15 protein-coding genes, 1 tRNA gene and 1 other RNA gene are annotated in these 12,958 nt (G+C 70.2%); 1 reads left to right on the top strand and 16 read right to left on the bottom strand.

Annotated features, from left to right (window positions below; genetic code table 11):
• Window positions 1-121: 121 nt before the first annotated feature.
• Together OG758_RS26395 and ffs are read right to left on the bottom strand one after the other, a co-directional pair.
• Window positions 122-2,383, bottom strand: coding sequence for a DNA polymerase III subunit gamma and tau (locus OG758_RS26395; protein ID WP_326712235.1), 2,262 nt, complete (start codon window positions 2,381-2,383; stop codon window positions 122-124).
• A 63-nt stretch (window positions 2,384-2,446) separates the two neighbouring features.
• An RNA gene (gene ffs, locus OG758_RS26390) (signal recognition particle sRNA small type) lies at window positions 2,447-2,541 on the bottom strand.
• A 110-nt stretch (window positions 2,542-2,651) separates the two neighbouring features.
• On the opposite strand from ffs, the gene OG758_RS26385 reads away from it, so the two are divergent.
• Window positions 2,652-2,739, top strand: a tRNA-Ser gene (locus OG758_RS26385).
• Between the two features lie 64 nt (window positions 2,740-2,803).
• On the opposite strand, the gene OG758_RS26380 is transcribed toward OG758_RS26385, so the two are convergent.
• The 14 genes from OG758_RS26380 to OG758_RS26315 form a co-directional block, all read right to left on the bottom strand.
• Window positions 2,804-4,084 (bottom strand): tyrosine-type recombinase/integrase, encoded by a 1,281-nt coding sequence (locus OG758_RS26380; protein ID WP_326712234.1) that lies wholly within the window; start codon window positions 4,082-4,084, stop codon window positions 2,804-2,806.
• Between the two features lie 81 nt (window positions 4,085-4,165).
• Window positions 4,166-4,381, bottom strand: coding sequence for an excisionase family DNA-binding protein (locus tag OG758_RS26375; RefSeq protein ID WP_326712233.1), 216 nt, complete (start codon window positions 4,379-4,381; stop codon window positions 4,166-4,168).
• Between the two features lie 167 nt (window positions 4,382-4,548).
• Window positions 4,549-5,694, bottom strand: a complete 1,146-nt coding sequence (locus OG758_RS26370; RefSeq protein WP_326712232.1) for a DUF3631 domain-containing protein — start codon at window positions 5,692-5,694, stop codon at window positions 4,549-4,551.
• On the bottom strand, window positions 5,691-6,044 hold the full coding sequence (locus tag OG758_RS26365; protein WP_326712231.1) for a hypothetical protein: 354 nt from the start codon (window positions 6,042-6,044) through the stop codon (window positions 5,691-5,693). Before OG758_RS26365 ends, OG758_RS26370 begins: the two co-directional genes overlap by 4 nt.
• The gene (locus OG758_RS26360; protein ID WP_326712230.1) at window positions 6,041-6,955 is read right to left on the bottom strand and encodes a bifunctional DNA primase/polymerase; all 915 of its coding nucleotides are present in this window, start codon (window positions 6,953-6,955) and stop codon (window positions 6,041-6,043) included. Before OG758_RS26360 ends, OG758_RS26365 begins: the two co-directional genes overlap by 4 nt.
• 87 nt (window positions 6,956-7,042) lie before the next feature.
• Complete coding sequence (locus tag OG758_RS26355; RefSeq protein WP_326712229.1) at window positions 7,043-7,297, bottom strand: hypothetical protein; 255 nt, start codon at window positions 7,295-7,297, stop codon at window positions 7,043-7,045.
• 192 nt (window positions 7,298-7,489) lie between these two features.
• A complete protein-coding gene (locus tag OG758_RS26350) occupies window positions 7,490-7,933 on the bottom strand; it encodes a hypothetical protein (protein ID WP_326712228.1) in 444 nt (147 codons plus the stop codon).
• Window positions 7,934-8,136: 203 nt separating this feature from the next.
• Entirely contained in the window at window positions 8,137-10,254 is a 2,118-nt protein-coding gene (locus OG758_RS26345) for an ATP-binding protein (RefSeq protein ID WP_326712227.1), read from the bottom strand.
• A 96-nt stretch (window positions 10,255-10,350) separates the two neighbouring features.
• Window positions 10,351-10,659 (bottom strand): hypothetical protein, encoded by a 309-nt coding sequence (locus OG758_RS26340; protein WP_326712226.1) that lies wholly within the window; start codon window positions 10,657-10,659, stop codon window positions 10,351-10,353.
• Window positions 10,656-10,826: a pRL2-8 gene (locus OG758_RS26335; protein ID WP_326712225.1), complete on the bottom strand. Its 171-nt coding sequence runs from the start codon at window positions 10,824-10,826 to the stop codon at window positions 10,656-10,658. Before OG758_RS26335 ends, OG758_RS26340 begins: the two co-directional genes overlap by 4 nt.
• Before the next feature lie 2 nt (window positions 10,827-10,828).
• The gene (locus OG758_RS26330) at window positions 10,829-11,146 is read right to left on the bottom strand and encodes a hypothetical protein (protein WP_326712224.1); all 318 of its coding nucleotides are present in this window, start codon (window positions 11,144-11,146) and stop codon (window positions 10,829-10,831) included.
• A gap of 1 nt (window position 11,147) precedes the next feature.
• Window positions 11,148-11,495, bottom strand: coding sequence for an RRQRL motif-containing zinc-binding protein (locus tag OG758_RS26325; protein ID WP_326712223.1), 348 nt, complete (start codon window positions 11,493-11,495; stop codon window positions 11,148-11,150).
• Window positions 11,495-12,385, bottom strand: coding sequence for a DUF2637 domain-containing protein (locus tag OG758_RS26320; protein ID WP_326712222.1), 891 nt, complete (start codon window positions 12,383-12,385; stop codon window positions 11,495-11,497). Before OG758_RS26320 ends, OG758_RS26325 begins: the two co-directional genes overlap by 1 nt.
• Window positions 12,382-12,645 carry a DUF6284 family protein gene (locus tag OG758_RS26315; protein ID WP_326712221.1) on the bottom strand — a complete coding sequence of 88 codons (264 nt, stop codon included), beginning with the start codon at window positions 12,643-12,645 and terminating at the stop codon, window positions 12,382-12,384. Before OG758_RS26315 ends, OG758_RS26320 begins: the two co-directional genes overlap by 4 nt.
• Window positions 12,646-12,958 lie beyond the last annotated feature (313 nt).

Here is a 12,958-nt window from a genome sequence, read left to right as displayed (position 1 = left end):
TCTCCATGAGGCGGGGTGCCGGGGCCCGGCCCGGCGGCTTTCCGGGGGCGAAAGGGTGCGGCTCGGTGGGCCTGGCTGCTCTACGTAGGCATGGCCGCCTGCCCCCTGCTGCTGCCGCCGCCTACTCGTTCGTGAACTCCTCGACGACCGTCGCGCCGAGCTCGCGGACGATCAGGTCGTGGCCGGAGAGGACCGACTCGTCGAGGTCGGGGTCGTCGTCCGCCGGGATGTCGTCCTCGATGGAGACCGGGGGCGGCTCCGGGGCGGTCGGTCTCGGCGCGGGGGCCGGGGCGGACGCCTGCGGCGCGGACCGGTCCGGGGATCTCGGCGCGGCCGGGGCCTGGGCCTGCGGGGCCGGCGGGCGCGGCGAGGTCGGGGCCGCGGGAGCGCCACCGCCGCCGTGGCCCGGATAGCCGCCGCCCGGCGCGGGGGGCGGTGCCTGGCCACCGCCACCGCCGCCCGAGGGGTCGACGACCGCCTCGACCTTCCAGTGGACGCCGAACTGCTCGGCCAGCGCCGTCCGCAGGACGTCTTCGCTGCCGCTGCTCGCGAAGTTGTCCCGCGCTCCGGCGTTCAGGAAGCCGAGCTGGAGGGTTGTGCCGTCGAAGCCGGTCACCTGCGCATTCTGGCTGAGCAGGATCCAGGTGAAGCGGCGCTTGTTCTTGACCACTTCGAGGATGTTCGGCCACAGGCTGCGCGGGTCGAGCCCACCGGCGGCGGGCGGTGCCGCGGCGGGGGGCTGAACGGGTGCCTGAGGCTGGGGCTGGGCGGGGGGCGGCGGGGGCGCCGCGGCGGAGGGCTGGCCTCCACCGGCGCCTCCACCAGTGCCTCCGCCGGTGCTTCCGCCGGTGGGCGCGGCCGTGGGCCACCCGCCGGGGCGCCTGCCGCCACCGGCCGGGGCGGCGGTGGGCCATGCGCCGGGTGCGGCCCCGGCCGGCGCGGGTTCGGCGGGAGCGGCGGGCGCGGCCGGAGGCGCGGACACCTGCGGAGCGGGCGCGGCCTGAACAGCGGGAGCCGGGGCAGGAGCAGGAGCCGGGGCAGGAGTGGGCGCCGGAGCAGCAGGCGCGGGCGCGCTCTCGCCGCCCGGTCCAGGTCCCCGCACCGCCGCCCGGGCAGCGGCAGGACCGCCGCCCGCAGGGACCTGCGCGGCCGCACCGGGATGGGCGTCGGGCGCGGGCACGTACCCCATGGCAGGACCGGAGCCCTGTCCCGCGGGTACGAACTGGCCGCCGCGCTCCAGACGGTCGAGCCTGGCCATCACGGAGCGGGCGTCGTCGTACGCGGCGGGCAGCAGCACGCGCGCGCAGATCAGCTCGAGCTGGAGGCGGGGCGAGGTGGCGCCCCGCATCTCCGTGAGCCCCTCGTTGACCAGGTCGGCGGCACGGCTGAGCTCGGCGCCGCCGAAGACTCCGGCCTGGGCCTGCATCCGCTCGACGACGTCCACGGGGGCGTCGATGAGGCCCTTCTCGGCCGCGTCCGGGACGGCGGCCAGGATCACCAGGTCCCGCAGCCGCTCCAGGAGGTCGGCGACGAACCGGCGCGGGTCGTTGCCCCCCTCGATGACGCGGTCGACGACCTCGAAGGCGGCCGCGCCGTCACCCGAGGCGAAGGCCTCCACGACGGAGTCGAGGAGCGAACCGTCCGTGTATCCGAGGAGAGACGTCGCCATGGCATACGTCACACCGTCCTCGGCCGCGGCGGCGAGCAGCTGGTCCATGACGGACATGGAGTCACGCACGGAACCGGCGCCGGCCCGCACGACCAGTGGCAGCACACCCTCAGCGACGGGGATGTCCTCCTTGCCGCAGACCTCACCGAGGTACTCCCGGAGCGTCCCGGGCGGCACGAGGCGGAAGGGGTAGTGGTGCGTACGCGACCGGATGGTCCCGATGACCTTCTCTGGCTCGGTGGTGGCGAAGATGAACTTGAGGTGCTCCGGGGGCTCCTCGACGACCTTCAGAAGGGCGTTGAACCCCGCCGACGTGACCATGTGGGCCTCGTCGATGATGTAGATCTTGTAGCGGCTGCTCGCGGGCCCGAAGAAGGCCTTTTCGCGCAGGTCACGGGCGTCGTCGACACCACCGTGCGAAGCGGCGTCGATCTCGATGACGTCGATCGAACCCGGACCGTTCCTCGCCAGGTCGCGGCAGGACTGGCACTCGCCGCACGGCGTCGGCGTGGGCCCCTGCTCGCAGTTCAGACACCGCGCGAGGATGCGCGCGCTCGTCGTCTTGCCGCAGCCGCGCGGGCCACTGAACAGGTACGCGTGATTGACCCGGTTGTTCCGCAGCGCCTGCTGCAGCGGGTCGGTCACATGTTCCTGCCCGATGACCTCGGCGAACGACTCCGGGCGATAGCGGCGGTAGAGCGCGAGAGACGACACGTATACGAGGTTATAGGCGCCCACTGACAACCACGGCCGCCGAGGGCGAACCGCCCCGGAACGCAAGACGCCCCTCACGCACCCGCCAGAGCCGACCTACCCTTGCTGCCTTCCGGCCCTGGGGGAGTTCAGTCAGATAGCGCCACGTGAGGGGCTGAGCTCCACAGTAGCGGATGCCCGGCCGGAATCACGAGCCCGGCCCCCGGCCCGATCACCGCCCCCGGATCATGTTCGCGAGCACCCCCCAACGTCTTGTATTGTTTGCGGCGGAGGATTCGCCTAGTGGCCTAGGGCGCACGCTTGGAAAGCGTGTTGGGGGCAACCCCTCACGAGTTCGAATCTCGTATCCTCCGCCATTGCTCTCACCGGGCAATACGTCGAAGGGCCCCACCGCTTGCGGTGGGGCCCTTCGACGTTGTCTCAGCCGTCGTTGTCCTGGTCTTTGTCCACAGAGGCCGCTCCGGGGGCTCCCCAGATCGCCGCTCCGATCTTCCGGGCGACCTCCTTGAGGAGCTCATCGGGCACGTGGAGGTACCGTGCTCGCATCCTGGCGGCGCCGCCCGGCTCCCACCCCATGATCTGATCGATGACCCGGTCGGGAACACCGAGCAGCATCAGCACTGTCCCCGCTGTGTGCCGAGCATCGTGCAGGCGGCCGTCACGGACCCCGGCGTCCTCCAGCAGCCGTTTCCAATCGTGGTAATCCGTGTTCGGGCTGAGGGCTCCGCCCAATGGCTTGGTGAACACGTAGGTGGATTCGGTCCACAGGTTCCCAGCCGTCACGCGCTCGCGGCCTTGGGCTTCCATATGCGAACGAAGCATCACAACGAGCGGCCCCGGGAGCGGAACGGCGCGTCGGCCGGCGCGGGACTTGGTGTTCTTCGTCTCACGGCGCACTTGAATCCGGGTCGGGCAGTACCCGGCTTTCCGCCCGCAGGGCGCTGCCTCACTGCATCCGTGCTCGTACTTCGGCCGCAGCCGGTTACGGCGCAGCTTCAGGTACTCGTTGGCCAGGTCCACGTCGGACCACCGCAGTCCGAGCGTTTCGCCCTGTCGAAGCCCCAGCGCCAGGGCCAACATCCAACGCGCGCTGTTGCGGCGCTTGTTCACCTCAAGTAGGAGGCTCTGCACCTCGTCGACCGAATAGGGCTCTACCTCTGTCTCGTCCTCCTCCATCCGGGGAGGCTTCGCCAAGGCCGCAGCATTCTTCGTCGCGTGACCACGCCGGACCGCCTCTCCCAGGGCAGTGCGTGCTGTCCGGTGGGCCTGGTGAGCAGTACCCGCCCTACTGCCGGTGTTCTGCATCCGGCGGTAAAGACTCTCCAGGTGTTCGGGCTCCAGGCGGTCGATACGGTGCCTGCCGATACCCGGTACCAGGTGCACACGGACCGCCACCTCGTAGCCGTCGTACGTGTTCTCGCTCACCACGGGCTTGGCGATGTTTTCGACCCAGTGCTCCAACCATTTCGCCACCGTCCACGGCTTGCCAGGCTGACGAGCCGAACCCTCGTCTCGTTGCTTCTCCAGGCGCCGGACTTCATCCACGAGTTCCTTGCGCGTCGGACGCGTCAGGTGACGGCGATAGGGCGTTCCATCGTCCTTGTACCCCATCGGCACCCGGGCGTGCCAACGTTCGTCTTTGCCGAGATAGATGGCTGACTCCCCGTTGGCGCGACGGGTGCGCTTCTTCTCCTCTGTCATGGACAACTCCTCTGTTAAGCGCGGAACAGGCCGAGACAGAGCGCCGCCCAGATCTCGGGCGGCGCTCTGGGGGTGGTGTGATCAAGCGGCGCGATGCGCAGCGCGTCGGCGGGCGACGTATGCGGCGGGAGCGTCGGCGGGGATTCGACGCAGCGTGCCGACAGGGACGGACTCCAGCTCACCGGTGCGGATGAGGCCGTAACAGGTCGTACGGCCGATGCTGAGGCGGCGGGCCGCCTCTTCGACTGTGAGCAGGACCAGGGTGCTGTCGACAACGGGGCTGAGTTCGGTACTCATGAAGTCCCTTCGTGGCCGGCCCCTCTGGGGCCCTTCTGGAAGTCCGCTACTTCCGCTACCGCCGCTACCTCGCAGGTCAGAGGCCCTATGGGAGGTAGCGGACGGGGTAGCGGTAGCGGATAGGTAGCGGCAAGCACGACGGCTTGCCGCTACCGCGTTGGCGCAGGTCAGGCCAGGTTTTCGGTGCCAGGTAGCGGAGGTAGCGGACTTTCTGGGGGTGGGGGGCAGTAGCGCTGCCACGCGTCGTGGAGATCGGCGGCGTAGTAGCCCTTGAGGACGCTCGCGCCGGTCTTGATGTTGCGGGAGGCGATGGGCTCGTTGTCGGCCGTCATGTACTCGGTGAGCATCTTGGACAGCCGCCGGTTGTCGAGCGGCCTGCCGTTCAGGTCGGCCCAGGGGGCGTCATCCATGGAGTTGAGCCGGTCGAGGATGGCGACGGTGGGCAGGCGATCAATGCCGGTCATGACGTGGTCGCGCAGGTCCGTCAGCAGCCGGACGCCGATGCTGCCCTTGTCGTTTGCGCGGGAGGCGGTCACCAGGGTCACGCAGGCAGCGCGGGCCCGGTCGGGCCAGTGACCGCCAACCGCATCGGCGATGGCGAGCAGGGGCTCCCACACGTCGGCCGGCCGGTCGGAGACTCCGTCGGGCATGTCCGGCCAGGCCCCCATGACGAAGCCACGGGCGTGCTCGGCCCATGCGGCGAGCCGGTCACGGAGCTTGTGCCCCTCCGCCTCGTGAACGCGAGCCCGGAAGGGCTCCACAGTCTCGTTCCTTGCCCGGCGGCGCATTCGGACGATGACGGAACGGCTCAGGATCGTGTCCGGCAGTGAGCCGAGTCCGGCGACCGCAACCGCGCAGTACGACGGAAACGCCTGCACGCTCTGGTTCCCGCCGTCGCCGATGCACCGGTACGTGACTCCGGTCCGACGGTGCCCGGCGTTCAGGAAGCCGCGCAACTCCTCGTTGTCCCCGGCCTTGGGGCCGAAGACGGTGTCGATCTCGTCGAACAGGATCGTCGGCTTCCCGTTCCCGGAGGACACGGACCGAAATAGGGCGGCGGCGGACGCGTTGACGGCCGTCATGGGCTGCGGCACGAGCGTTTCCACGATCTCCAGTGCCCGCGTCTTGCCTGACCCTGGTTCGGGGGACAGGAAGGCGATGCGGGGGGTGGAGTCGAAGCAGTCGAGCAGGTGGGCGTGGGCGTCCCATAGGGCCACGGCGACGTAGGCGGCCTCGTGCGGGAAGACGTTGAAGCGGCGGTGGAAGGCTTCCACCTCGTCGAGCAGTGCGGCGCCGTCGATGTGGTCGGTCATGCGGCGGCCCTTCCTTCCTGGGGAGTGCGCAGGGGGCACGCGGTGCGGTGGAATGCGTGGTCGTCGATCAGGTCGAGCACCCGGGCCTTGCCGACGGCGCTGCGGTCACGGCCGCACTCGCACCTCGAGGTGGCGGTGGAGATGACGCCCTTGGGGGCGACGATGTGCAGCCACGCGACGGGGTACCGTCCGTCGCCGCGCGGCGGGTCAGGGCGAACAGCAATGGGGACGCCTTCGGCGACGCCCTTCGGCTCGCCCACGACCGTCAGGAGCGAGGCCGGTTCGGCGGCGCGTGGGGCGGTCGTGCGGTCGGTGACGCTCTTCAGAGGGGGGCGGGTCGGCTTGCTCATGCCGCACCTCGCCGGCGCTGGTTGTGGGCGATGGACCAGTTCAGTGCGCTTCGGAGGGTGGCGCGGCACTGCGCTGACGGCAGTCCGGCCGCTTCCCCTGCCTCCTGAAGAGCCTGTTCAACCACGTGCCGGGGGAGGTCGCCCCATGCGACGAAGCGCCCCAGGGCTCGCGCCGCTCGAAACAACTTCGCCTCGCGCTCTCCGAGTTGGGCCCCCGCGACGCTGCGCGTCTCACACGCGAGCGCGGTGTCCGCGTATCGGCGGGATTGCCCCGGTACGGCCGTCGAGGGCGCCTGAGACGGCTTGGGGGCCGGTTTCAGGATGCTCAGCAGCCACAGCGGCAGACAGGCCGCCACAGGGCCGCCTGCGGTCTCGTAGTCCCCAGTAGGGGTGGTGCTGCCGGCGGCGACGACGTATCCGCCCCACGCCCGGGTGTCGACCAACGAGGCAATGGTCCCTGCCGTGTTGGTCAGCCGTGTCCCGGTCGGGGCGGTGAAGTACAGGTGGTGTCCGCCGCTCGCGGTCCGGGTCCGGTAGGTGGTGGGGACTGCGTGGCCGGTGCGCTCGCAGAGCGCCTCGAAGGTCGTCGCGCCGTCAGGCGTGTCGCCATTGCTGTTGGGCTTGGGCATGTCGAGGTCGACGACCAGCAGCCCGGAAGGGCCGGTGGCGATGCCGACGTTGAACGGGCCCCGCGCCCAGGTGGCGCGGATGCGGTCCGGGTCGGTCGTGGCGCGCTGCTCCCACTTGCGGTGGCCGCTCTTGCAGACTCCGGTGCGGGGGCAGGCGGCTTCGCCGTGCAGGGCGGGGCGCTTGGTGCCTGGCCGGAGCGGGAAGACGTGCCAGCCCTGCTCAGCCGCGCTTAGGGCGGCGTCCGCGAGGGTCGCTCGACTGTTGTCGGAGGGTTGGGTCATGCTGAGGGTCTCCAGTTCCTTCGTGGGTTCTGGCTGGCAAGGGCGGCCCCGGATCATTGGCGTGAGAGGGGGCCGCCCTTGGCGTAGCTACTGCTTGCAGGCGGGGTAGCGCTCGCCGATGGAGCACTGGTCGTAGTCGTCGATGTAGACCTGGAAGTCCTTGCGGTCGCCGTCGGCGGTGCGCACGGTGAGGAAGTACGGGCGGTTCTTGCTCGCCGGGGGTGTCCGTTCGGCCCTGGCGACGACGACGCCGGCCGGGCCGTCGGGCAGGGAGCATCCGGCGAGCAGCGCCAGAGCGCATGCGGTCACGGCGACCGCAGCGGCGCGCGTTCGGTAGGTCACGTGAACTCCTTGTCAGCTGTGGAAGCGGCTGGAGTTGGGGTTCTGGTCGCACCAGTCCTCGGCGCACACCTTGTGGACCGGTTCGCGGTCGTGTGAGCGCATCGGGGTGGGCCTGCCGCACAGAACGCAAGGCAGGTCTCGGGTGGCGTCGAAATGGCGAGCGTCCCGCCAGTTCAGGAGCGCCATGGCCGTTCAGCCGTGGAACTTGTTGCGCTTGAACACGGCCTTTCGGATGTTGACCGTGGTGCCGCCGCGCGAGCTGCCGAGGACCTGCACCGCGATGAACCCGCCGAAGACGACGGCGGCCAGGATGATGAGTTGCTGGATCAGCGCGGCCAGAGCGGCGATGAACGTGGTGAGCAGGACCAGGCCGCCGCACACGGCGCCGAACCCGATCCCTCCGAGGGCGATGTTCACGGCCGTGCGGGAGACGAGCGGCTTGGCCGTGACCGGTTCGGGCTTGGCGGGCTCGATGGCGTAGCCGGTGACGACCCGTCCGTCGGGCAGGACGACGCTCGCCACGGCCGGCACGCTCCCCGACTGCACGGGCATGAGCGGTGCCGCCTGTATGGGGGTGGGTTGGTGGATGGTCACGGCCCGTTCGGCGGGCAGTTGACCGGGGGTCTCGGGGTACATCCGGAATCCCTTCGAGGGGCGGGGCAGGGAGGCGGAAGCACCCCCTGCCGGGGCGTCTGTGGAGGGGGTTTCAGGGGTGCTGACCTGCGGGCCTCCCTGACTCCCTGATGGATCATTCGTGCTGGTCAGGGCCAGGGAGGCGGGCCAGGGAGGGGTTCAGGGAGTTCTCCCTGCCTCCCTGACCCGCCGGGGCGCGCCTCCCTCTACTCAGAGGCAGAAGCGGAACCCTCGTCGCCCTGGTTGGTGAGGGCGCGGGCGACGCGGTCACGGCCGACGACCATGCGCCCGTCGGACTTGTAGGGCTCGGCTCCGGTGCCGTCGAGGACGCGCTTGAGGTCGATGAACGACCACTTGCCGTAGGCGTCCTGGTTGAGAGCGGCGAGCCGCTTGAGGACGTCCTGGGTGAGCACCCGCGAGGCGTCCCCGAGCACGGAGAAGATGTCACGCAGCGGGTCACGCTCCTCGCCCCGCTCGATGACGTGCAGGGTGGTGACCCCGTCCCGCATGGCCTTGGCCCGCTCGGCGATCACCTTGGCGTCGTCGGTGCTGATGTAGTGCGTGCGCACCGTGATGGAGGACTGTCCGGCGGGGATGGCGATTCCGTCGGAGGCGATGACGAGGGTGCCCTTGTCCAGGCCCTGCCGCAGCAGGTGCGGGGCGGCGCCGCCGTCCACGGCCTTGTCTCCCAGCGCCATGCGGGCCTGGGACTCGGTGCCCAGGGCGAGCGAAGCACGGGTGTGGGCACCCTCGCGGACCAACTTGGGAAGGTTCTGGTCGGTGGGGTCCTGAGTGCCCTGCCACAGCAGCACGTTGACCGCTCGCCCCTGGTTGTGGACCTTGCGGCAGCCCATGAAGTACCGCGATGTGGCCTTGGATCCGCCGTAGGGCCGCTTGTCCTCATCCGTGAGGGGGCACATGAACGCGACCTGCGCCTCATCGACCACGAGCAGCAGCAGTGGGAAGACCGTGCCGGGCGGAGCCTGAAGGCGGCGGTTCATCTCCTCCACCCCGGCCTCGACCATCTCGGTCGCCTCGATCACGTGCTCATCGGTCGGCCCCTGGATCAGGACGGTGGCCAGGCCGTCGAACATGGCCCAGTCGCCTGCCCCCTTGAGGTCGGCGATACGGAACTCCACCGACCGGTCCAGGGCGAGCCACAGGACCAGCGCCCGCAGGGCGGCGGTCTTGCCCTGGTTGGACAGCCCCGTGATCAGAAGCATTCGCTGAAACAGGCTCAACAGGCCTGCGTCGCCGCGCAGGTCCTGCCCCCAGGGGGCGCGACCCTTGGCGTAGTCGGCGGTCATGGTCTCGTCGGTGACCAGCGGAGACGGCCCGATCGGCTCATCCAGCGCCCCGGAGTCGGCGATCCACAGCCGGACCGTGCGGGCCGCCTCAGGGAGAGTGATGAACACCTCGTGCTCGTGCCGGGTCAGGTTCTCCGCGAGCTTGCGGCGCTTGTTCTGCACCTCGATCGTGGAGACCCCGGAAGGAAGCATGACGTCGACTTCCACGCCGCATCCGGCGATCCGGATCGGCCCGAGCATGCCGGCGCCCGCGTCGCCCATCTCCTTGATGGCGTTGCGCAGAGCAGGAACGCCCAGGTCACGCAGGGCCTTGACCACGATCGACGGCGTGATCGGCTCACCCTCGCCGGAGCGGACGTTGTCGGGCAGGGCCCATGCCGGGGCGGCCTGTTGCTTGCTGCCGACCGTCCACAGCGCGAGCAGCGCGAGGAACGGGCCGATCGTGACGGCGGGACCCCAGACGACCTGCACGATCCGGATCAGCAGGCCGATGAAGTCGATGACGGCCGCGAGCGGGGTGATGACGTCACCGATGTCGTGATTGTTGATGGCCATCACGACCCCGAGCGCGACCAGCACCCCAACGCTCATCCCGGCGCCGACCGCGACGCCCTTGGCGGCATCGACCGGGGAGTGCAAGAGGTCCATGCGGCGGTGGTGGCGGGCCTGGCGGAAGCGCTGCAACCGCTCTTCCCACTCCTCTGCCACCTCGAGGTTCCCGGCGGCTTCCGCAGCGCGGATCATGCGCTCGTAGCGGGCCCCGGTCTTGCCGTCCCAGGTGCGGCGGGCCACGATCCGGCCCCCGTTGAAGGTGTAGAGGCTGTGGCGGGCTACCGCGCGGGCGGTCGTCTTCGTGGTCTCGTGGGTGACGGCCGTACGGATGGCGCGGCCGGAGCGCACCCACAGCGGCACGGGCTTGGCCGGCGCCGGTTCGGGGACCACAGACAGCGTGGTCACCGTCGCCGTCTCGGTGGTCGGTTCGGGGTTCTTGTGCAGGTGAACGACGTTCTCGGACATGCGGGAATGACTCCTGACTGCCCTGATCGGGGCGGAAGTTGAGGGGTGCCGGGGTGGCCAGGCATGTGGGATGCGCGGCCACCCCAGCGGCGAGATTTAGCGCCTCTGACGGGCGCGGTTCTCGATGTGGCTGAGCTGCGACGGCTCGATGCGTGGGCCGTCAACCCAGCAGAACGGGCGGAGGCCGGCGGCAGCCTTGAAGGTGCGGATGGCGGCGCCGGATGGGGCGTCGGGTAGGGCGTAGACGCGTCCGCGGTCGAGGGAGGCCAACAGTCGGGCGCCGTGGTGTTCGCACCCGTTGGCCCCCGCGTTGACCGCGTCCAGCACGGTCACGACGACCGGACCGACGCAGGACGTGGGGTCTTGGGGATGCGCGGCGGGGCAACGGTGGTGGTCCGTGCTCACCACCAGCTCGACTTCTTCTTCGGCGCGAGGGACGGGCAGCCGTTGACCATGTGGTCGACGCACTGCGGGCAGTCCTGCCGGGGACGGAGGTTGCGGTGTGCGCGCCGGTCGTGGGCGTGCTGCCAGCACTGCGGGCACTCGCCGGGAGGCGTTTCCTTGCCGGTCATGGTCACCACCAGCCCGACGACTTCTTGGCGGCCTTGGCCTTGGCGTCCTCGTTCACGATCCGCTGACGCTCGGCCGTGAGCGCGGCGATCTCCGCGATGAGCCGGGTCTCGGCCGCGCTCCACGCGGTCTCCACCTTGCGTTCCGCGCGGTCGGTGCTCTTGTGCCGCACGACCCTGTAAGAGCCGCCGGCGATACCGGCGGCGACCGCGCGGCGCTCGCGGCCGTCCAGCGGCCACATCTCGCGGTTCTGCACGGCTTCGAGCTTCCGGTTCACCTGCCGGATGGCGCGGTCCATGCGACGGGTATCGGGCTTACCCATGTCAGTCACTCCTCGGGGAGTCGGACGAAGCGGGATAGGCGCAGGTCACGCACATGCCGAGCGAAGTCGGGATCACGTATCCGGCGTCGAGTCGACAGGCGGGGCAGGTACGGCGGGCCACGTTGGCCTTGGCCAGCGCCGCCCAACGGCCCGGCGTCATCGGCCGCACCGGCATGGCGCGGTCGATGCGGTAGAGATAGGCGACCAGCGGGCCCCGCCTGCGCCGGCGCCGTTCGAGCTGTGCGGCGACGCCCTGCCCGCCCGGCCTCAGGCCGAGCGCGCGGAGTTGGCGGTAGGTGGCGTAGCCGTCCGGGGCCAGTCGCCACCGGTAGACCGGCAGCGTGGCCATCAGGCGGCCTGGAGTCCGCGCTCGGAGCGCAGCGTGTCGCGCAGCGTGCGGGCCCTCGCCGGGGACGTGCGGACCTCACGCCGAATGCCCTCGGCCGTCAGCCGCCCATCCGGCCAATCCGCCGTGGCCTCCCGTGCCTCAGCGAGCAGTTGATCCTGCGTGCGCTTCGGACGGGGAGTGCGTGCCACGTCGGGCACTCGGCCCGTGGCGCGGCGCGATCGACTCGATTCGGCAGCCACTGTCCGCTGCTCGATCGGTTTCACCGGGGCCGACACGATCGAGGGCACCGGCTTGACCGAGGAGGTCGACTTCAGAAAGCCGACGGCCACCGGTCGGGGCAGAACGATCGGGTTCGAGGAGACCGGTTCCGGGGTCGATACCGGCAGGTCAGAACTAGACCGATTCCTCATGGACTGTGTAGATTCCTCCGCATTTACGGTCGAGGGCTCGATCGGGGCGGGACGGTGGTGCAGCACCTTCGCCACGAGGTCGGAGCCGAAGTAGATCGACCCGACCGGAAGGCTCGTGGCAAGCAGAACGAGCGCCCAGTTCGCCGGGTCCCAGTCGGCGAGTCGACCCCAGTCGACCGATCGGCCGTGCAGCTCCGGGGCGAGGCCGTGCACGTAGTTCAGGACCAGCGAAGCGATCGTGTAGGTGCCCAGCACTCGCAGCGCGAACGTCCGGTCCTTCCCGGCGAGCACGAGCGTGGCGATTAGGGCCAGGGCCATCAGGCCGTCGACCACGAACGGGTAGAGCGTCGCCGCCGTGTGATCGGCGCCAACCGCGCCCGCGATGTCGCGCAGCGCGTTCCAGGACACCCGGAACGCCATGGCGACCACGACGACCAGGGCGAGTACGAGGGCGGTGCGGCCCTTACGGTGAAGATTCATGCCGCACCGCCCGTCTGACCGGTGACCGTGTTGACCTGGTCGCGGTGGGCGGCGAGCACGCGCCGCCGGGCCCGACGGATACGCCGCTCGTCCAGCTCGGTCGGGGTGCGGTCGATGGTGACGATCTGCGCGTCGAGCAGGTCCATCTCGGCCCGGATGACGGGCATCTCGCACTCGATGGCATCCAGCTCAGCGTTCGTGGGCTCCATGAACGGAGCGAATGCGGTAACAGCGTCCTGAACAGTGACGATGTGTTCCATGGGTCGTGTTCTCCCTAGCAGGTAGCAACGGCCCAAACAGCGGCCCCGGTGTTCCAGCACCGGGGCCGCGCGCCGTTGAAGTCGGTAGATCCGGCTCCCCTCAGCGCCGCTCGTACGCGACGAGCAGCGGAGGCAACCGGCCGCAGTCAGGTGAGCTGCGGAGAGGTCGGCTTGCGCTGTGCCACGCACGGGACAGGACCCGTGCGCGCCCGCCCGCTTGTTGCGAGGTGGGGCGGGATTTCCTCAGCACTCTGTTCAGTTCTCAAGCCGCATCGCTGCGACGCAACCGCTTCCGACAAGCGCGGTAACCCCA

The organism is Streptomyces sp. NBC_01474, from assembly GCF_035918215.1.
In the GTDB taxonomy this organism is placed as follows: domain Bacteria; phylum Actinomycetota; class Actinomycetes; order Streptomycetales; family Streptomycetaceae; genus Streptomyces; species Streptomyces aureus.
This window is presented reverse-complemented; position numbering and strand designations above follow the sequence as displayed.